The sequence below is a fragment of the Rhizobium sp. Root149 genome, assembly GCF_001427345.1.
Classification (GTDB): Bacteria; Pseudomonadota; Alphaproteobacteria; order Rhizobiales; family Rhizobiaceae; genus Neorhizobium; species Neorhizobium rhizoryzae.
In genome coordinates, this window is record NZ_LMGD01000022.1 from 91,334 (window position 1) to 111,560 (window position 20,227).

Here is a 20,227-nt window from a genome sequence, read left to right on the forward strand (position 1 = left end):
GCGGTTTTCACCGCCCCAAGTAGTTTTAGGCGAAGAAATTACCCCGCAGCCTGCACCGCCCGCTTCGCCATGACCTTGACGAGATTGGCGCGATAGTCCGGCGTTGCGTGCATATCTTCCATCATCTGGCTCGCATCGACAGTGACAGACGACACTGATTCGGCAGACCAGTTTGCCGAAAGTGCAGCCTCCAGATCCTGTACGCGGAACACGCCATTGGAGCCCGCCCCGGTGACAGCAACACGAACGCCGGAAGCATGCTTAGCGACAAACACGCCGGTCAGGGCATAGCGCGAGGCCGGATTGGGGAACTTGGCATAGCCAGCTTTTTCCGGCACTTCGAAGGTGATGGCCGTGATCAACTCGCCCTCTTCCAGTGCCGTATCGAACATGCCCTGGAAGTAATCGTCGGCCGCAATCTCCCGGCGATCCGTCACGACCGTTGCATTGAGTGCCAGCACGGCGGACGGATAATCGGCTGCCGGATCGTTGTTGGCAACGGAACCGCCGATCGTGCCCATGTGGCGCACATGCGGATCACCGATCATGCCGGCCAGATGGCAGATAGCGGGGCATACGGCCCGAAGCGCCGACGACGAAGCGACTTCTGCATGGGTTGTTGCGGCTCCGATACGCACCTTGCGCCCTTCGACCGAGATCCCCTTCATGCTGGCCACATGCCGCAGATCCACCAGGTCCGAAGGCGCGGCAAGCCGCTGCTTCATGGTGGCGATCAGCGTCATGCCGCCGGAAAGATAGCGGGCCTCATCCTGCGACGACCGCAGCTTCACAGCCTCTTCGACCGAGGAGGCGCGGTGGTAATTGGTATCATACATGCTTGATCCCTCCTCTTATTCGGCAGCCATGCGCGGCTGGGCGGATTGAAGCGCCTGCCACACCTTGAGCGGTGTTGCTGGCATGGTGATCTCCACACCGATGGCATCGGTGATGGCATTGATGAGCGCTGGTGGCGAACCGATGGCACCTGCCTCGCCACAGCCCTTGATGCCAAGCGGATTGCTGGGGCACGGCGTGTTCTGGTGCGAGAGCTTGAACGAAGGCAGATCGTCGGCCCGCGGCATGGCATAATCCATGTAGCTTGCCGTCAGAAGCTGGCCGCTCACCTCGTCATAGCGCACTTCTTCCAGGAGCGCCTGACCAATACCTTGCGCCAAGCCCCCATGCACCTGCCCCTCGACGATCATCGGGTTGATGATGTTGCCGAAGTCATCGGCAGCTACGAACTGGATGATCTCCGTCTTGCCGGTATCGGGATCGATTTCCACCTCGGCAATGTAGCAACCCGCCGGGAAGGTGAAGTTGGACGGATCATAGAACGCGGTTTCCTTCAGGCCCGGCTCCATGCCCGAAGGCAGGTTATGGGCAGTGTAAGCGGCGAGTGCCACCTGGAACCAGGGCAGCGTCTTGTCCGTGCCCGCCACCTTCAACTCGCCATTTTCGATGACGATGTCGCTCTCGTCGGCCTCCATCAGATGCGCCGCAATCTTCTTCGCCTTCATCTCGACCTTGTCGAGCGCCTTGACGATGGCCGACATGCCGACGGCACCGGAACGCGAGCCGTAGGTGCCCATGCCCATCTGTACCTTGTCGGTATCGCCATGAACGATATTGACGCTGGCGAGCGGTACGCCGAGGCGATCCGCAACCAGCTGGGCAAAGGTGGTTTCGTGGCCCTGCCCATGGCTATGCGAGCCGGTGAGAACCTCGATTGTGCCAACGGCATTCACCCGCACTTCCGCCGATTCCCAGAGGCCGACACCGGCACCGAGAGAACCAACCGCCTGCGAGGGTGCGATACCGCAGGCCTCGATATAGCAGCTCATGCCGATGCCACGCTTCTTGCCGCGTCCTTCTGCCTCGGCACGACGCGCGGGGAAGCCGTTCCAATCAGCAGCGTCCATCGCCGCTGTCAGGGATGCGTCATAGTCGCCCGCATCGTAGTTCATGATGACAGGGGTCTGATACGGGAAGCTGCGAATGAAGTTCTTGCGGCGAAGCTCTGCGGGAGAAACGCCAAGCTCGCGCGCCGCCACTTCCATGGTGCGCTCCAGCAAGTACGTCGCTTCCGGACGCCCCGCCCCGCGATAGGCATCGACCGGAACCGTATTGGTGTAGACCGTGCGGACATTGGCATGGATGGCGGGAATGGCGTACTGGCCCGACAACAACGTCGCATAGAGATAGGTCGGCACCGCCGACGAGAAGAGCGACATATAGGCGCCGAGATTGGCGATCGTATCCACCTTCAGGCCGATGATCCGGTGATCCTTGTCGAAGGCCATCTTGACCTTGGACACATGATCGCGGCCATGCGCATCGGTGAGGAAGGCTTCGGTACGATCCGATGTCCATTTCACCGGAACGCCGGTCTTTTTCGAGGCCCAGAGACAGACGATTTCTTCCGGATAGATATAGATCTTGGAGCCGAAACCACCGCCGACATCCGGCGCAATGACGCGCAGCTTGTTTTCCGGCGCGACATTATAGAAGGCGCTCATGACCAGACGCGCGACATGCGGGTTCTGGCTGGTGGTGTAGCAGGTGTAATGGTCCTCCGCCTCGTCATAGACGCCGAGCGCCGCGCGCGGCTCCATCGGGTTGGGCGATAGACGGTTGTTGAGGATCTCGATTTCGGTGACATGCGCCGCTTCGGCAATGGCCTTGTCGGTCGCCGCTCCGTCGCCGATCTGCCAATCGAAGATCAGGTTGCCCGGTGCTTCCGGATGAATCTGTGGCGCACCTGCTTCGAGTGCCGCTACGGACGTGATGACAGCGGGAAGTTCCTCATAATCGACCGTCACGACTTCCGCCGCGTCGCGCGCTTCAGCAACCGAATCGGCCACCACGATGGCGATGGCATCGCCCACATAGCGCACCGTATCCACGGCCAGCGGACGCCAGGCGCCCATTTTCATCGGAGACCCATCCTTGGAATGGATCATCCAGCCACAGATCAGGTTGCCGATCCCGTCGGCCTGCAACTGCTTGCCATCAAGCACATCAATGACACCCGGCATGGCCTTGGCCGCTGAAACATTGATGCCGGTAATCTTCGCATGCGCGTGCGGACTACGCACGAAATAGGCATATTTCATGCCCGGAACGACCATATCGTCAGTGTAGCGACCCTTGCCCGTGAGGAATCTCTTGTCCTCTTTGCGAGCAACGCGCGCACCAATCCCTTCCATACCCATGTCATCTCCTCCAGATGAAAGCGATAGAACAGCATTGAAAGGCCACGGCGAAAGCTGCCATCAGAGGCAGGAAAGATCCGCCGGATGCCGGTTCGAAATCTACTCGGCAGCCTGGCGCGATGCGCCATGCATCTCTTCATTGGCGGAGAGCACGGCCTTGACGATGTTGTGGTAGCCGGTGCAGCGACAGATATTGCCCTCCAGCTCGTGCCGAACCGTCTGCTCGTCCAGATGACCGCCGTGACGATTGATCATGTCGACTGCGGTCATCACCATGCCAGGCGTGCAGAAGCCGCACTGAAGCCCGTGGTGCTGGTTGAAGGCCGCTTGTACCGGATGCAATTCGCCCTGAGATGCAATGCCTTCAATGGTGGTGACGGTGGAACCTGCGGCCTGCACCGCCAGGATGGAACAGCTCTTCACCGATTTACCATCCATATGCACCACGCAGGCACCGCATTGGGTCGTATCACATCCCACATGGGTGCCGGTCAGGCCCAGTCTATCCCGGATGAAGTGTACGAGCAGAGTGCGATCGTCGCACTCACCCGACATCGTCCGGCCATTCACCGTCAACGTCACTTTCGCCATGATTTCCTCCCAAAATCCCCGAACAGGGAACGTGTCTCCTCAAACACGTGGTGTGCATCATTGGTCTTTTTTTAGCAGTGAGCAACAGATAGTTTTTTCCTGCGACATCAAATCAATGAGGATCAATGAAACTTCTTCGGGCAAGCTCTAGACTTCCTGGATTTGAGTCATATCCTCCCGTTCAAGCTGGGTTAATCTTGGCTGGTGTTAGCCTAGACGGGACCGGCCGAAGAGCTGGAAACGATCGTTCAAAGTTGGAGAGAGTAATGAAGAAGGCAATGATGCTTCTCATGGTGGGCGCGACCCTCGCAGGCTGCACCGCCACAGAACGTGGCGCCGGCATTGGCGCGGGCGCAGGTGCCGTCATCGGCGGCCTGGCGACCGGCAATGTTCGCGGCGCTGCCGTGGGCGCTGCGATCGGCGGCCTTTCGGGCGCTGTCATCGGCTCTGTTTCCGAGCAGCCTGGCCAGTGCTACTACCGCGACCGCTATGGCCGTCGCTATGTGGACGCCTGCCCGCGCGGCTACTGAGTTCTTCAGCGGAAGCTCGTTGAACAAAAGATTGGCCCCGGACTCGATCCGGGGCTTTTTGCTGACAGTGTGGCATATAAACGGTACCCTGAGACGCCGTTTGCGGTTACATTAGAAAAATTGAGTATAGACGCTCGCGTCTGAACGGGTGGGAAGAGCCGAACTGATTACGAGCAAGACGATGTGCGTACCGGTCCGCATGATGGCGTATCGGAAAAGAAGTCTCGCAGTTCTTCTGGCGGCGGGAGTAGCCATGACTGTGGGTTCTGCGGAACCCGCCCATGCCTTCAAGCTCTTCGGGATCAATCTCTTCGGCAGCGACGAGGAAGAAGCCGCCGACGTCATCGATCCCGTCCGCTACAGCACCACCCTGAACCTGACGACGGCAACCGGCGACCTGAAGGATCGGCTGGAGACGACGAGTGCTCTCAAGTCGGATGAGAAGCAGCCGGTCTCGGGCGATCTCGGCCTCGTCATCAAGGCGCGCGAAGATCGCGACAGGCTTGTGGCCGTTCTTTATGAAGAGGCACGTTATGGTGCCGTCGTGCGCATAACGATTGCGGGCCAGGAGATCGACAGGCTTCCGCCGGTTCCCGTGTTCGACCATAGCCAACCCGTCCCTGTTGTCGTGACGGTCGAGCCCGGACCCGAGTTTGCACTTGGCAAGGTAACGCTCGAGGGCGATGCAGCCGGGATCGATCCGAAATCCGTAGGCCTGGAACCGGGCAACAAGGCGGGCTCCGTATCGATCATCCAGGCGGGCGAGCGGATCGTTCGCGACCTCAAAAAGCAGGGAAGGCCGCTTTCGAAGATTGGCAAGCGCGACGTCATCGCCGATCATGCGACGAACACCGTCGCGGTGACAATCAGCGCTACAAGCGGGCCTGTCGCACCCTTTGGTACCGTGACTGTACGAGGCTCCGAGGGCGTCGATCAGGATTTCATTCGCCGCTATTCCCGCCTCGACAGACGCGAGACCTATTCCCCCGAACAACTCAAGAAGGCTGGTGACCGATTGCGGGAACTCGGCGTTTTCTCGAGCGTTACCATACGCGAGGCCGATGCTCTGGCGCCGGATGGTTCACTGCCGCTCAGCATCGAGGTTGCTGACGGAAAGTTCCGCTACTTCGGTTTCGGTGCCGAATTCTCTTCCATCGATGGCGCGGGCGTTTCCGGTTACTGGGGACATCGTAATCTCTTCGGCCAGGCGGAGTCGCTGCGGATCGAGGGACAGGTTTCCGGCATTGGTGCGACGACCGACCTCAATACCTTCGATTACTCCGCGGGCATCATCTACTCCGAACCTGGTTTCAAGATTCCGGAGATGACCTTCGATGCGAGCCTGCGGGCAAAGCGCGAGACGCCGGATGTCTATACTGCCAACACGATTACCGCACTTGCGACCCTGACCTACGAACTGAGCGAGCAGGACAAGGTGAAGGGTGGCGGCGAAATTGCCTGGAGCGAGAGCGAAGACGCGTTTGGCCGCAACCGCTACCTGACCTTTTCGCTGCCCATCGAGTTCGAACGTGACGCTCGCGACAACAAGCTGGAACCGACCGAAGGCTATCGCCTGACCGCATCGGCAAAACCAAGCTACGAGACCTATCGCGGCTCAATATTCTCGTCCTTCGAGGGGTCGATTTCCGGATATCTGGGACTGGGCGAAGAGAACCGGGTCGTTCTGGCAGGCAGGCTGTCGGCGGGCACGATCGTCGGCACCGACAATCTGCAGGATATTCCGACCATCAGGCGCTTCTACATGGGTGGCGGCGGATCGGTGCGTGGCTACACCTTCCGGGAAATTTCGCCCTATGATGCGCAAAATCGTGCGCTCGGTGGCCGCTCCTATACGGTGGCGAACCTGGAGGCGCGCGTCAAAATCAACGACAAGATCGGAATTGTGCCATTTTTTGACGTTGGAACCGTTTCCACCGAAATCGCGCCCGATTTCTCCGATATCCGCATGGGCGCCGGAATCGGGGTTCGCTACGCAACTCCATTCGGCCCTCTGCGGTTAGACATCGCATTGCCGTTGAACCGCTATCCGGGCGGAAGCCAATACGGTATCTACGCTGGCATTGGACAATCATTCTGATGTCGCCAAACAACGAGGATCAGGATAAGGAATCCGGGACCGTGCCAAGGATGAACCCGCACCAATGACATCGTCATCGCGTGCCAGAAGCTGGATATTGCGCACCGCGCTTGCCGTGGTGACGATCCTGCTCGTCGGTATCATCGGCTTCGTGCTGTTCCTTGGCTTCGTTCCTGCGGGCAGCCGCTTGGCCGGAAACCTGATCTCCTCCGCAATTTCCTCGCCCGACCAATCCATTTCCGTATCAGCGCCGCAGGGGCTGCTGACGGGCCACCTGAAAATCGACCGTATCGCGCTATCCGATCGCAATGGCGTTTATGCCGAGGCAAGCAATATCCTGGTGGACTGGTCTCCGCTTTCGCTTCTGCGCCGCACTTTTCACGCGGACCGGATCGAAATCGCCGAATTGAAGGCAATTCGCCCTCCGGTTCCGGCGCAGCAGCAGCCCGCAACAAGCTCCGGCAATAGCGGCTTCTCCTTACCTGTGGCAATCGAAATCGATCGCTTCGCCTTGCCGGATATCGAACTTGAGCCTGCGATTACCGGGCGTCGCTTCGAGCTTGCCGCAGAGGGCGCTGCAAACGCGACCGGCGAACGCGTGGCACTGCAGCTTGCCGCGAGGCGCAAGGATGTACCAAACGCACTTGCAAAGACCGACCTCGTCTTCGCGCCGCAGCAGAACGAACTGAAACTTCAGGCCCTTGTTTCGGAACCGCAGGGCGGACTGCTGGCGCGACTCCTGCATTTGCCGGGCGCACCTTCGCTGGCGCTGGCGCTGGATGGACAGGGACCGCTGTCCAACTGGTCCGGGCAGTTGCGTGGCACGGTGGACAACAAGCCGGTGATCAGCATCGATGGTCGGCACGAATTGTCTGCTCAGGGTGTTCATCAGCTTCAGATCCATGGCGGCGGCCAGCTTTCCGAACTTCTGCCCCCGGCATTTCGTCCGCTTTTCATCGGTCGAACGGATGTCAATCTGGGCGCCCTGATCAGCCAGAGTGGGCGGATCGAAATCAAGAAGGGCGAACTGGCAACCGGCTCCATGAAGGTGCAGGCGTCGGGAGCGCTGGATCCTTCCGGTGACAACAGCCTGACCGGCAGCGCGACCGCGACCAATGGCTCGATCAATCTCGAATGGCCTATGCAGCCGCAAGCCGCGCGCTTTGCGATCGATAACCTGAACTTTACACTGACCGGACCGGCTGAAGGATCGCGTTTCAATGCGACGGCGGCGCTGAAGTCTATCAATGCAGCAGGAGCTTCACTGGCTCAGGTGCGGCTTCAGGCGGAAAGCGAAGACCTGAACCTGGTCGAGCAATCTGGCAGCGTTCGCACACGGCTCAGCATCGCCCAGGCGGATTTTGAAAATCCGGATCTGGACCGTCTGGTCCAGGGACCGATCCGGCTGGACGCCCCTATCAGGCTCGCCCCGCCTGCAATCGGTCTCGACGCATCGACCTTTGAGAGCGGCAAGGCATCCGGCACGATCAGTGGCGCCTTCAACACGGCAAAACAATCGGTCACAGGCAATATCCGCATATCGCTGAACCCGACCGGGTTGCCGAGTGCCGCGGCGCGTTACTTCGATGACGGGATCGGTGTCGAAGGCTATGTCGATGGCGTCATCGGCGGCCGGATCAGTCTCGAAAACCTCGTCGTCAAATCCAGCACGATCGAAGGCCACGGCAATGTGCTGTGGGATGGCACGAAACTCAATGCGCATCTGGCCGGGCGCGTGCCAGAGATCGGACGTTTCCAGCCTGATGCCAAGGGCGCAGCAGGCTATGACGTCGTACTGGACGGCCCTCTGAACGCGATCGGCGTCAAGGCGGTCGTAAACTCTGCAGAAGCCCGCTATAGCGGCCGGACGCTGGAGGCCGTCAGCGCCCGCTTCGACGGTACGGTCGGCACGTCTTCCATTGGTGGCATGGCGCTCATATCGGGCCGCGTGGACGGCAAGCCGCTGAAACTCGATACCGAACTACGTCGCGAAAACGGGACCATTCGTCTACCGAGGCTGGCGCTGGATGCGGGCGCGAACCGGCTGAGTGGAAACCTGGCATTTTCTCCTGATTTCCTGCCGCAGGGACAACTGGCTTTCGATTGGCCGGATATCGGTCTTCTTGCTTCACTGGCAGGCCAACAGGCGGGCGGCGACCTTCGCGGCTCCTTGAGCCTCGGCCAGTCGAACGGCAAGATCTCCGCGACGATCAACGCGACGGGTCAATCCGTTTCTTACGGCACGACGGTGATCGAGGGTCCTGCTCTCAACATCACGAGCAAGGATCTGCTTGGACTGTCGGTCGATGGTGTCATTCGCGCGGCCAAGCTGAACGCAGGCGGACAAGTGCTGGCCGACACGGCGCTGACGCTCGCCGACAGGTCTGGCATTCTCGGCTTCAATCTCGCAAGCCGTTATTCCGACGCGCCGCTCGTCATGACCGGCACCTTCGATCGCTCTCATCCGGACGGTATGACACTTGCGCTGGATCGTCTCGAGGCAAAGCCCTCTGGATTGAATCTCGCACTGGCAAACCCGGCGCGGGTGACAATTTCTGATGGTGTGGCAAATCTCGGCAGTATCGTCCTGAACGCAGGCGGTGGCCGTCTCGTCATCGAGGGCAGTGCGGGTCCACAGTTGAATATGGCGCTCCGGCTGAGCGACTTGCCCGCTGCCATCGGGGACGAGTTCCGTCCGGGCCTCGGCGCGGAAGGCATGATCGGTGGCGCAGTCACAGTCTCCGGTGCGGCGTCCAGCCCCGTCATTCGATACAGCCTCGGATGGCAGAACGCACAAATTGCCGAAACGAAGGCGCGCGGCATCGGCGCACTCTCGATCTCCAGCCGAGGACGTTTCCAGAACGGCACGCTGACGCTGGAACAGACGACATTGACCGGCCGCGATGGTCTTTCCATCAATGCGGGTGGAACGGTGGGGACCACGACGCCGCAGAGTCTCGATATCCGCGCCAATCTGGTTTCGGTACCCGCAAGCCTTGCCAATGCTTTTGTCGCCGATCTCGACGCACGTGGTCAACTGACGGGCACCGTCACGATTTCAGGCTCGACAAGCGCTCCTGAAGCCGCCTTTCAGGCAAAGCTCGCCAATGCTTCGGTGGCTCAAACGCGTGCTGCCAAGATAGACCGTATCGATTCCGATCTCTCGGGTCGCTTCTCCGGCAATAGCGTAATGATCGACCGGCTATCCGTGACTGGCGAGCAGGGCCTTTCGGCGGAAGCGAGTGGCACGATTGCCGTGAGCAATGGCAATGCCTTGGGGCTCCAGGCAAAGCTGAATGCAATTCCGGCCAGCCTTTTGAATGCCTTGCGCCCTGACATCGGCGCAGAGGGGGTTCTGTCCGGGACGATCAACGCAAGCGGTTCATTGAGCACGCCTGCCGCTGTCTTTGAGATGGCTGTGAAAGACCTGACGCTCAAGCAGACACGCGATGCTGGAATGACACCGCTTGGCGTGACCGCAAGCGGACGCCTTGAGAACCAGATTCTCAACCTGTCGAACGCCAGCCTCACCGGTGCGAACGGGCTCTCCCTGACAGCCTCAGGCACGGCAGCATTGGCCGGCGACAAGGCGCTCAACATGACGGCAAATATAGCCAATTTGCCGCTTTCACTCGCCGATGTGTTGCGTCCGGGTCTACAGGCCGGGGGCCTGTTGAACGGCTCCATCACGCTGTCCGGCCGCACCGATGCACCCGCGGTTCAATATCAGTTGCAAGGTTCCGACCTTGCAATTGCCCAGAGCCGCCAGACCGGCGTCCGCGACATGACCTTGCGCGCTACCGGCAGCTTCGAGAATGGTACTCTTACCCTCGGCGATACATCCCTGACCGATCCTTCAGGCCTTTCCGTCAACGCCAAGGGGCGCGTCGTCGTGAGCGGCACGCAGGGACCGGCCATCGACGTGAACGCATCGATCGCTGCCCTGCCTGCAGCCTTGGCGAATGCATTTGCGCCCGGCCTTGATGCCGGTGGGATCATCTCCGGCACTGTTTCCTCGACCGGCACCCCGGAAGCACCGATTGCGAACTTCAAGCTGCGCTGGGCAGATGTCGGAACGGCGCAAACACGCACAGCTGGCCTTGCAGGACTGAACCTCGACGCCGACGGACGCCTGGCCGAAGGAATGTTGAGCCTGAATGATGTGCAACTGACGGGGCCGCAGGGACTATCGGCGTCGGCGAAGGGTACGATAGGCCTCGCAGGCGAGCGTCCGCTGGATCTGACCGCCCAGCTTGCCGCACTTCCAGCAAGCCTCGCCAATGCATTCCTTCCAGGTGTGCAGGCATCCGGTCTGGTGTCCGGTTCGGCAAACATTGCCGGAACTGTCGCCTCGCCGTCCGTCCGCTATGATGTTCAGTGGGCTGACGGCGCAATCCGGCGCCAGGGTGACGCCGCAGTCGGGCCTCTTAATCTGCGGGCAGAAGGCTCCTTCTCAAACAACCGCCTGACACTTGGCACAACGCGCCTCACTGGCCCCAGCGGTCTTTCGGTTACCGCTAGCGGTGATGTATCGCTGCCGCAGGGCGGTCAGGGAGCCCCTGCCCTCAACCTCAACGCCGACATCAATGCGCTGCCTGCCAATCTTGCCAATGCCTTCGTGCCGAACCTCGGCGCTTCCGGGATTATTTCGGGGAAGGTTTCCGCGCTTGGCAATGGCAGCATGGGCGCCCGGTTCAATCTTGCCTGGAATGATGCATCGCTTGCACAGACCAGAAGCGCAGGGCTGCAAGGGTTCCGTATCACCACGGAAGGCATGTTCGCCGACAACCGCCTCAACTTCCAGACGATGCTTGGCGGCGCTGGCGGATTGAACCTGTCCGGCGGCGGTAGCGTGGGACTGGCCGGTGCAAAGCCGCTGGATCTGCGCTTTCAGGGCACGCTGCCCTTTGGCCTTCTGGCAAGCCAGCTTTCAGCACAGGGCTTCGTTCCGGAAGGCACGGGCACCATAAACGTGTCGGTCTCTGGAACTGCCTCAGCACCCCAGATAACCGGCAACGCTTCCACCAGCGGAGCCCGCCTCATCGATGTTCGGCGCAATCTGGCTCTCAACAACATCAATGCCCAGGTGAATTTCAATCGCGATCGCGCAGAGATCGCGACAATCTCTGCGTCGCTGTCGACGGGCGGCACGATTTCAGCACAGGGCAGCGTTGGGTTGACGGACGGCTTTTCCGCAGACCTGCGCATTGCATTGAACAACGCCACCTATGTAGATGGAACCTTGTTCAACGCCACCGCCAACGGCAATCTGACGGTGACCGGTCCTTTGCTGCAAAATCCGTCGCTTGGCGGGACCGTGACCCTCACACGCGCAAATATCACGGTTCCTGCAAAGCTTCCGGCCTCGCTTGCGGAAATCAACGTCAAGCATCGCAACACCCCGCCTGATGTGCGAGCTCTTCTTGCTGCACTGGCGCCGAAGGGCGGCGAAGGCACAAAAAGCAATCTTTCCCTCGATCTGGTTCTGAATGCTCCGAACGGTATCTTCGTGCGAGGGCGCGGGATCGATGCGGAACTTGGTGGCAATCTCACCATTCGTGGCTCAGCGTCAGACCCTGTCGTCGCCGGTGGCTTTGAAATGCGCCGCGGGCGTATCGTCATCCTCAGCAAGCGCCTCGATTTCACCAGCGGCAAGATTACCTTTGGCGGCAGTCTGATCCCTGTCCTGGACATGGCCGCCGAAACAAGTTCGAACCAGACGACCATCACCATTACTGTGACTGGTGTCGCCAACGATCCGGACATTGCCTTCACCTCCTCGCCCTCCCTTCCGCAAGACGAGGTTTTGGCGCGGCTGATCTTCGGCCAATCCATGTCGCGTCTTTCGGCCCTTCAGATTGCCCAATTGGCGGATGCCGTCAGCCAGCTTGCGGGCGGTGGAGATAGTTCGCTGTTCCAGACCCTGCGCGGCAAGCTTGGTGTGGACGATCTTGACCTGAAGACCGATGACAATGGCCAGACCAGTGTCTCACTGGGACGGCGCCTGAATGACAAGACCTACTTCCAGGTAGAACAGGGCGGCAGCAGCGGAGCCAAGGCCAGCATCAACCTGGATGTGGGCCGTGGCGTGAAGCTCAAGGGCTCCGCCGGGAGCGGTGGCGGTTCGGCCGGCATCTTCTACGAAAAAGAATATTGAAGGGGCGCATCTACGCGCCGCTCGGACAAGCTTTCCGTGTCCGGATTCAGCATTAAGAAACTATCTTCCTATAATTTTAACGAAACGCCTTCGCGAGACAGAGATCCGTCGCGCTTGAGGCGATCAATTTAACAGCTTGCTGTACTCGCGAGGGGTGGGTGCAGACTTGCAGCAACGCTTAAGGACATCCGGAATGGCGACGATCACTTCCAACAGCTTCAGCGGCGACACTCTCGAAATCATCGCATTCCGCCTTCACGATCAGGAATTCTGCGTGAAGACGACGACGATCCGCGAAATTCGCGGCTGGGCTCCCTCCACGCCGATCCCGCACGCTCCGGCAGATGTCATCGGCGTCATGAACCTGCGTGGCTCGGTCATTCCAATCATCGATCTCTCCTACAAGCTTGGCATGAAGAGCACTGTTGCCAACGAGCGCTCCGCGATTGTCGTCACCGAGGTTCACAATATGGTCATCGGCATGCTGGTTGATCGCGTATCCGACATCCTGACGATCTCCTCCAACCAGATCCAGCCTGTCCCGGAAGTCTCCGCCTCCTTCGACAAGTCCTTCTCCGAAGGCATCATTGCATCGGAGAGTGGTATGATCTGCTTCCTGAACCTCTCCAAGATGTTTAAGGGCAGTGAAATCGACGATCTGGCAGCCTAATTTAGAATTACCGAAAGTATAAAAGGCAGCCTTGTAGCTGCCTTTTATTATTAAGGTTATTTTAAACTTGGTAAACAATGTGTTGATATTACCAAGAGCGTTGGATACGTAACTCCTGAGTTCAGGAGGATGATCCGTTGAGCAAACTGCTTCTGATTCATACCGGTGGCGCGATCGGAATGGCTCCAGGCCCCAAAGGGCTGACGCCGATGCGGGGGCTCGTCGAAAGCGCACTCAGCGCTCGGCTTCCAGCCGATATGAAGCTGGTTGCCAATGTTTTCAGCCCGCTGCTCGATAGCGCGAATGTCGGCCCCATTCACTGGAATGCCATGCTGGAGGCGATCCGTACCCATCCCGGATTGCCGGTCATCATTACCCACGGCACAGACACCATGTCGTTCACCGTCGCTGCCCTTTCCCAGGCTTTGGTGGACGAAGGCAGACGGGTGATCCTGTGTGGATCAGTCGTACCACTTGGCGAAGATGGCGATGCGGAAGCAAACCTGACACTGGCGATCGAAGCTGCCACGCAGGAAGGGGACGGCGTCTTTCTTGCTTTCGGTGGCAAGCTTCTGACTGCCGATGGACTGGTAAAGCATCAAAGCCAGGATACCGTTTCTCTTCGCACCAAGCAGAATGAAAAGCTCGATCCTCCCCGGTTTCGGACCTTCCCGGAACGGCGGTTGGCGATCCTGACACTGACACCCGGAATGCCGGCAGATTTCCTGTCTGCTGCGCTTGCAACCTTGGACGGAGCGGTGCTGCGAGTCTTCGGATCCGGCACCGTCATGGCAAATCCGCTTGTCCTCGACGCGATCAAACAGGCCATTGTCGACGGCAAGCGCATCCGGGCGGTGAGCCAGTCACAGAATGGCGGCATCATTCCGGGCTATTTCGCAGCCGGTGCAGCACTTTGGGATATCGGCGTCGAAAATGGTGGCGATGAAACGCCGGAAGCGGCTCTGATCAAGCTCTGGCTGAACTGACATCATCCTGCGGCTATGCAAAAAGGGCACCTTCATTGAAGACGCCCTTTTGCTGCGATCCAGGCATGCCAGCAAGCGATTGCTCGGTCTCGCTGGCACGACGTGTCTTCGGAACCTCATCCAAACAGCGCGAAGCTGCTTCTCAGCGTTACCCAAACACCCCACAGAAGCGGAAGGCCAACCGCCGCCCAGGCAAGCATGGCCTTGGCATCCAGCCCGCCCTTGCCAATCCCGAAGGAGCCGGTGGGGCCAGCATTGGCTGCCGCCGACTTCGCCTGAAGCGATGCGACTTCCTCATCCGACATGAACCACTTGTCAGACAGTGGCTTGACAAAGGCATTGGCTACGAGGCCGAGTGCCAGCATGCCTGCGAGGATGTACATGGTGCTGGTGTAGAGCGCCGGACCCGGTGCCACGCCAGCGGCGATCTGCGCTTCACGGATGTAGTTCACCACGACCGGACCAACGATGCCGGCCGTCGCCCAAGCGGTCAGGAGGCGTCCATGGATTGCGCCAACGAACTGCGTTCCAAAGATATCGGCAAGATAGGCGGGGATGGTTGCGAAACCGCCGCCATACATCGACAGAATGATGCCGAAGGCAAGAACGAACAGCGCCTTGGAGCCCATCATGGCCAGCGTGGGAGCCAGTGCATAGAGCACGATGCCGAGAATGAAGAAGCAGAAATACGTGTTCTTTCTACCGATCTTGTCGGACATCGAGGCCCAGAAGAAGCGACCGCCAATGTTGAAGAGCGAGAGAAGACCGGTAAAGCCCGCGGCGATTGCGGCAATCTGCGCCTTCTGCGCCGCGTCGAGCTGGGCGAACGCAACACCTGGCTGACCGATCAGGGAACCCGCAAAGATTTCCTGCAGCATGGGAGAAGCCATACCGATAACGCCGATACCTGCCGACACATTGAGGCAGAGCACGGCCCAGATGAGCCAGAACTGCTTGGTCTTGTGTGCATCACGCAGGTGAACGTGGCGGGTCGTGATCATCGAGCTTTTTGCCACCGGCGGGGTCCAGCCTTCAGGACGCCAGCCAGCCGGGGGAATACGATATCCGAACGTGCCGCCCATCATGAAGACAAAATAGATAAGGGCCATGACGACGAAGGTCTGCCAGACGCCCACTGAACCATCCGTCTTGAAGTAGGCCATCAGCAGGTTGGCCAAGGGTGCGCCAATCATCGCGCCGCCGCCGAAACCCATGATCGCCATACCGGTCGCCATGCCACGCCGATCAGGGAACCACTTGATGAGAGTGGACACCGGCGAAATGTAGCCAAGACCGAGACCAATGCCGCCGATGACACCGGCACCAAGCCACATGAGCCATAGCTGATGGAACATGACGCCCATGGCAGCAACCAGAATGCCGCCACACCAGCAGCAGGCCGATACGAAGGCCGCCTTGCGCGGACCGACTCGTTCCAGCCAGCCACCCCAGATAGCGGCCGAGCAGCCGAGCAGCACGAAGAACAGCGTATAGATCCAGCCGAGATCCGCCACGCGCCAGTTGCAGGCGGTGGTGAATAGCGCTCCGGCCAAGGTCAGCGTCGAGCAGCTTGGATCGGTCGTCGGTAGCGCCTTGCTGAGCGGCAGCCAGAAGACGCTGAAGCCGTAGGCCATTCCGATGCAAAGATGAATGGCCAGAGCGGCTGGCGGAACCAGCCATCGATTGAAACCCGGTTGAGCGATGATCCGCTCGCGATCGAGAAGACCGGCCTGCGCCACGCCTCCGCCAGTTACGCCTGCTACCGCCATTGCGAAAACCTCCCTTGCAATGTCAGAACAAAGAATATCGATCCGGCACACGCCCGTGCGCCGGTTCGGATGATGTGACGATACGCACTACGTTGCTCGTCTATGGCTTCGGAAGCCTGCTCCCCGATCCGCAATCCCCACTGCGGATATCACCAGGGAAAAGTCAGGTAGAGCCCGCCGGAATACTTGGTTCCGACAGGGATTCGCCGGCAATCGGTCCGCGACCTCCAGGTGCGCCATGAGCCGCATCCTGGCCGAGGCCGACAGCATTTGTAGTGGCAGCGTTTGGCCGCTTGATCTTCGAGGAGGCCTGGACGACGAGCGGAAGAAATCCGCCAATGCCCTGGTCGATCATCTCGAAGAACCGGCGGCGCATACGCGGTTCCCAGAACTTGTTGATGTGGGTGGCAACGCCATCCACCCGCACCTCTTCCGGCTGCGACAGGAAGAAGGTCGCGATCTGGTTCGCCATCCGAACCAGCTTTTCATCGGTGTGATTAAGCGACATGGGCAGCCTCCCCGGACATGAAACGATCGGGCCTCGTAAACACTTCGAATTCATCTCCCCGGGCAATTCCAATGAGGGTCATGCCCGCTTCATTTGCCGTATCGATTGCAAGCGCTGTGGGCGCGGAAATCGCAATGAGAACCGGACAGCCAAGAATGGCCGTCTTCTGCACCATTTCCACCGACAGACGGCTGGTCACCACCACGGCGCCATCGCGCGCCGCCTCGCCTTCGCGGACGATGGAACCAACAAGCTTGTCGAGCGCATTATGCCGACCGACATCCTCCCGCAACGCTATCAATCCTCGAGCCGGGCGATAGAAACCCGCACCATGCACTGCGCGTGTTTCGCGGTTGAGTTTCTGGGCGTCGCCAAGCATTCGCACTGCCAAGGCAACATGATCGGCGGACAGCCATGGCAAGGGTTCCGGAACCTTCATGACCTGCCGCGCAGCCTGCTCTATGGATTCGATACCACACAGACCACATCCAACCGGGCCTGCCATCTTGCGACGACGCGCGGTCAGCGCATCGGCGGTGCTGTCCTTCAGGGTGATCTGGACATCGATGCCAGCACCAGCTTCGACACTCTCGACGGCGACGATGTCCTCGCTTAAGCGGATGATCTCTTCCGCCAGCGAAAAACCGTAGGCGAAATCCACCAGATCGGACGGGGTCGCCATCATGACCGCATGGGTGGATCCGCCATAGGAAAAGGCAACCGGAACTTCCTCAGGCACCAGACGGGAGGCTTCGGAAAGCCGCCCCTGCCGGAAGCTCAATGCGCCTACCCTGCGGCTCGTCTCTCCCGCCATCAAAGCTTACTCCGCCGCTTCAAGCTTGCCGGCAATCCGGCGTGACTTGCGGCTGAGTTCCTCATATTCCTCCTGCCATTCCGTCGGCCCGTTGGACGGCGAGATTTGCACTGCCGTGACCTTGTATTCCGGACAATTCGTTGCCCAATCCGAGAAATCGGTGGTGATGACATTGGCCTGCGTCGTCGGGTGATGGAAGGTGGTATAGACGACGCCCGGCGCAACACGATCCGTAATCAGCGCCCGCAACGTAGTGTCGCCTGCACGGCTGGCAAGCTTGACCCAGTCACCATCCTTGATGCCACGCTGTTCGGCATCATGCGGATGGATCTCCAAGAGGTCCTCCTCATGCCAGACGACATTGGCCGTACGCCGCGTCTGCGCACCGACATTGTACTGCGAGAGAATGCGGCCGGTGGTGAGAAGCAGCGGAAAACGCGGGCCGGTGCGTTCATCCGTCGCCACATATTCCGTTCGTATGAACTTACCTTTCCCGCGCACGAATCCGTCCACATGCATGATGGGCGAACCGTTGGGAAACTTCTCATTGCAGGGCCATTGGACCGAGCCCTTTTCCTCCAGATAGGCATAGGAGACACCGGCAAAGCTTGGCGTGGTGGCCGCAATCTCGTCCATGATCTCGGATGGATGGCTGTAGGCCCATTTCAAGCCCATGGCCTGAGCCATCTTCTGGGTTACTTCCCAATCCGCATAGCCGTTCCTTGGCGTCATTACTCGGCGTACGCGGTTGATACGACGTTCGGCATTGGTGAATGTGCCATCCTTTTCCAGGAAGGTCGAACCCGGCAGGAAGACATGCGCATAGTTGGCGGTTTCGTTCAGGAACAGGTCGTGCACGATGACGCATTCCATGGCCGCCAGTCCGGCAGACACATGCTTGGTATCCGGGTCAGACTGAAGAATATCCTCGCCCTGGATATAGATGCCCTTGAACGTACCTTCGACGGCGGCATCCAGCATGTTCGGAATGCGCAGGCCCGGCTCGTTGTTCAGCGTAACGCCCCAGAGCTTTTCGAAGGTCTCGCGCGTGGCATCATCCGAGATGTGGCGATAACCGGGAAGCTCGTGCGGGAAGGAACCCATGTCACAGGAGCCCTGCACATTGTTCTGGCCACGCAGCGGGTTAACGCCCACGCCCGGACGACCGATATTGCCCGTGGCCATGGCAAGGTTGGCAATCGCCATGACGGTGGTTGAGCCCTGGCTGTGCTCAGTCACGCCGAGACCGTAATAGATCGCGCCATTGCCACCCTTGGCATAAAGACGCGCGGCTCCACGCAGGTCTTCTGCCGGCACACCAGTGAATTTCTCTGTCTCTTCCGGAGAATGCTGCGCTTCGGAGACGAAGGCTGCCCAATCCTCGAATTCGGACCAATCGCAGCGTTCGCGAATAAACCGTTCGTCGAACAGGCCCTCGGTGACGATGACATGCGCAAGCGCCGTCAGCACTGCCACATTGGTACCGGGTTTCAGCGGCAGGTGATAGGAGGCTTCGATATGCGCAGAGCGAACGAGATCGATACGGCGCGGATCGATGACGATCAGCTTCGCGCCCTGACGAAGGCGCTTCTTGAGGCGCGAACCGAAAACCGGATGACCGTCTGTTGGATTGGCGCCGATGACGATCACCACATCCGTATGTTCGACGCTGTCGAAATTCTGCGTGCCCGCCGATGTACCGAAGGCCTGGCCCAGACCATAACCGGTTGGCGAATGGCAGACACGGGCGCATGTATCGACATTGTTGTTGCCGAAACCGGCGCGGATCAGCTTCTGGACGAGATAGGTTTCCTCATTCGTGCAGCGCGAGGATGTGATGCCGCCAATGGATTCTCGACCATACTGATACTGGATGCGCCGGAATTCGGACGCAACATGGGCAAAGGCTTCCTCCCATGTCACCTCGCGCCACGGGTCGGAAATCTTTTCGCGGATCATGGGATTGAGGATACGGTCCTTATGGCTTGCGTAACCATAGGCGAACCGACCCTTGACGCAGGAGTGTCCGCGATTGGCCTTGCCGTCTTTCCACGGCACCATGCGCACCAGCTCTTCACCGCGCATTTCAGCCTTGAAGGAGCAGCCCACACCGCAATAGGCGCAGGTGGTCACAACGGAATGTTCCGGTTGGCCAATCTCGATAACGGATTTCTCAGTCAGCGTGGCTGTCGGGCATGCCTGTACGCAGGCCCCGCAGGAGACGCATTCCGACGAGAGGAAGGCTTCATGCGCGCCGGGGGATACGCGACTGTCGAAGCCACGACCTTCAATCGTCAGTGCAAACGTACCCTGAACTTCCTCGCAGGCACGAACGCAGCGAGAGCAGACGATGCACTTGGAAGGGTCATAGGTGAAATAAGGATTGCTCTCGTCCTTCGGCATCCATTGCGCGTTGACCTCGCCCACCGCCGAGCGCGCCTTGACGTGATTTTCACCCTCATAGCCGTAGCGCACGTCGCGAAGACCCACAGCGCCCGCCATATCCTGCAACTCGCAATCGCCATTGGCGGCGCAGGTCAGACAGTCCAGCGGATGGTCGGAGATATAGAGCTCCATCACGCCCTTGCGGATCGCCTTCAGCCGCTCCGTCTGCGTGTGAACCACAAGTCCGGCAGCAACGGGCGTCGTGCAGGAGGCGGGGGTGCCATTCCGGCCCTCCACCTCGATGAGACAGAGGCGGCAGGATCCGAATGCATCGACCATGTCGGTCGCGCAGAGTTTAGGCACCTGGATACCGGCCTCCATGGAGGCCCGCATGATGGAGGTTCCGGCTGGCACCGTGACCTCGCGACCATCGATGGTCAGCGTTACCATCTCGGTGGATCTGGATGCGGGTGTACCGTAATCGATTTCAGGAACGAGGGGCAT

12 protein-coding genes are annotated in these 20,227 nt (G+C 59.7%); 5 read left to right on the forward strand and 7 right to left on the reverse strand.

Annotated elements, in window-relative coordinates:
- Nucleotides 1-38: 38 nt before the first annotated feature.
- From ASD54_RS18710 to ASD54_RS18720, 3 genes are all read right to left on the reverse strand, one after another.
- Nucleotides 39-836 carry a xanthine dehydrogenase family protein subunit M gene (locus tag ASD54_RS18710; protein ID WP_062556070.1) on the reverse strand — a complete coding sequence of 266 codons (798 nt, stop codon included), beginning with the start codon at nt 834-836 and terminating at the stop codon, nt 39-41.
- A gap of 15 nt (nt 837-851) precedes the next feature.
- A complete protein-coding gene (locus ASD54_RS18715) occupies nt 852-3,215 on the reverse strand; it encodes a xanthine dehydrogenase family protein molybdopterin-binding subunit (protein WP_062556071.1) in 2,364 nt (787 codons plus the stop codon).
- A 99-nt stretch (nt 3,216-3,314) separates the two neighbouring features.
- Complete coding sequence (locus ASD54_RS18720; protein WP_062556072.1) at nt 3,315-3,806, reverse strand: (2Fe-2S)-binding protein; 492 nt, start codon at nt 3,804-3,806, stop codon at nt 3,315-3,317.
- Nucleotides 3,807-4,072: 266 nt separating this feature from the next.
- Here ASD54_RS18720 and ASD54_RS18725 point away from each other — a divergent pair, with 266 nt between their 5' ends.
- The 5 genes from ASD54_RS18725 (at nt 4,073) to ASD54_RS18745 (ending at nt 14,247) form a co-directional block, all read left to right on the forward strand.
- Nucleotides 4,073-4,336: a glycine zipper domain-containing protein gene (locus ASD54_RS18725; protein ID WP_062556073.1), complete on the forward strand. Its 264-nt coding sequence runs from the start codon at nt 4,073-4,075 to the stop codon at nt 4,334-4,336.
- A 253-nt stretch (nt 4,337-4,589) separates the two neighbouring features.
- Nucleotides 4,590-6,434: an autotransporter assembly complex family protein gene (locus ASD54_RS18730; protein ID WP_062556074.1), complete on the forward strand. Its 1,845-nt coding sequence runs from the start codon at nt 4,590-4,592 to the stop codon at nt 6,432-6,434.
- Between the two features lie 64 nt (nt 6,435-6,498).
- Complete coding sequence (locus ASD54_RS18735) at nt 6,499-12,591, forward strand: translocation/assembly module TamB domain-containing protein (protein ID WP_062556075.1); 6,093 nt, start codon at nt 6,499-6,501, stop codon at nt 12,589-12,591.
- A gap of 193 nt (nt 12,592-12,784) precedes the next feature.
- Nucleotides 12,785-13,261, forward strand: a complete 477-nt coding sequence (locus ASD54_RS18740) for a chemotaxis protein CheW (protein WP_062556076.1) — start codon at nt 12,785-12,787, stop codon at nt 13,259-13,261.
- A gap of 137 nt (nt 13,262-13,398) precedes the next feature.
- Entirely contained in the window at nt 13,399-14,247 is an 849-nt protein-coding gene (locus ASD54_RS18745) for an asparaginase domain-containing protein (protein WP_244484796.1), read from the forward strand.
- Between the two features lie 116 nt (nt 14,248-14,363).
- On the opposite strand, the gene ASD54_RS18750 is transcribed toward ASD54_RS18745, so the two are convergent.
- From ASD54_RS18750 to fdhF, 4 genes are all read right to left on the reverse strand, one after another.
- The gene (locus tag ASD54_RS18750; RefSeq protein ID WP_062556077.1) at nt 14,364-16,016 is read right to left on the reverse strand and encodes an OFA family MFS transporter; all 1,653 of its coding nucleotides are present in this window, start codon (nt 16,014-16,016) and stop codon (nt 14,364-14,366) included.
- 163 nt (nt 16,017-16,179) lie between these two features.
- Nucleotides 16,180-16,524, reverse strand: coding sequence for a formate dehydrogenase subunit delta (locus ASD54_RS18755; protein WP_062556078.1), 345 nt, complete (start codon nt 16,522-16,524; stop codon nt 16,180-16,182).
- Nucleotides 16,514-17,338, reverse strand: a complete 825-nt coding sequence (gene fdhD, locus ASD54_RS18760; protein WP_062556079.1) for a formate dehydrogenase accessory sulfurtransferase FdhD — start codon at nt 17,336-17,338, stop codon at nt 16,514-16,516. Before fdhD ends, ASD54_RS18755 begins: the two co-directional genes overlap by 11 nt.
- Before the next feature lie 6 nt (nt 17,339-17,344).
- The gene (gene fdhF, locus ASD54_RS18765; protein ID WP_062556080.1) at nt 17,345-20,227 is read right to left on the reverse strand and encodes a formate dehydrogenase subunit alpha; all 2,883 of its coding nucleotides are present in this window, start codon (nt 20,225-20,227) and stop codon (nt 17,345-17,347) included.

Excerpts from the sequence above, each read along its gene's own strand:
- ASD54_RS18725 (WP_062556073.1), top strand. The coding sequence starts at position 4,073 with ATGAAGAAGGCAATGATGCTTCTCATGGTGGGCGCGACCCTCGCAGGC.
- fdhF (WP_062556080.1), bottom strand. The coding sequence starts at position 20,227 with ATGCCCCTCGTTCCTGAAATCGATTACGGTACACCCGCATCCAGATCC.
- fdhD (WP_062556079.1), bottom strand. The coding sequence starts at position 17,338 with ATGGCGGGAGAGACGAGCCGCAGGGTAGGCGCATTGAGCTTCCGGCAG.
- ASD54_RS18720 (WP_062556072.1), bottom strand. The coding sequence starts at position 3,806 with ATGGCGAAAGTGACGTTGACGGTGAATGGCCGGACGATGTCGGGTGAG.
- ASD54_RS18740 (WP_062556076.1), top strand. The coding sequence starts at position 12,785 with ATGGCGACGATCACTTCCAACAGCTTCAGCGGCGACACTCTCGAAATC.
- ASD54_RS18755 (WP_062556078.1), bottom strand. The coding sequence starts at position 16,524 with ATGTCGCTTAATCACACCGATGAAAAGCTGGTTCGGATGGCGAACCAG.
- ASD54_RS18715 (WP_062556071.1), bottom strand. The coding sequence starts at position 3,215 with ATGGGTATGGAAGGGATTGGTGCGCGCGTTGCTCGCAAAGAGGACAAG.
- ASD54_RS18750 (WP_062556077.1), bottom strand. The coding sequence starts at position 16,016 with ATGGCGGTAGCAGGCGTAACTGGCGGAGGCGTGGCGCAGGCCGGTCTT.
- ASD54_RS18730 (WP_062556074.1), top strand. The coding sequence starts at position 4,590 with ATGACTGTGGGTTCTGCGGAACCCGCCCATGCCTTCAAGCTCTTCGGG.
- ASD54_RS18710 (WP_062556070.1), bottom strand. The coding sequence starts at position 836 with ATGTATGATACCAATTACCACCGCGCCTCCTCGGTCGAAGAGGCTGTG.
- ASD54_RS18735 (WP_062556075.1), top strand. The coding sequence starts at position 6,499 with ATGACATCGTCATCGCGTGCCAGAAGCTGGATATTGCGCACCGCGCTT.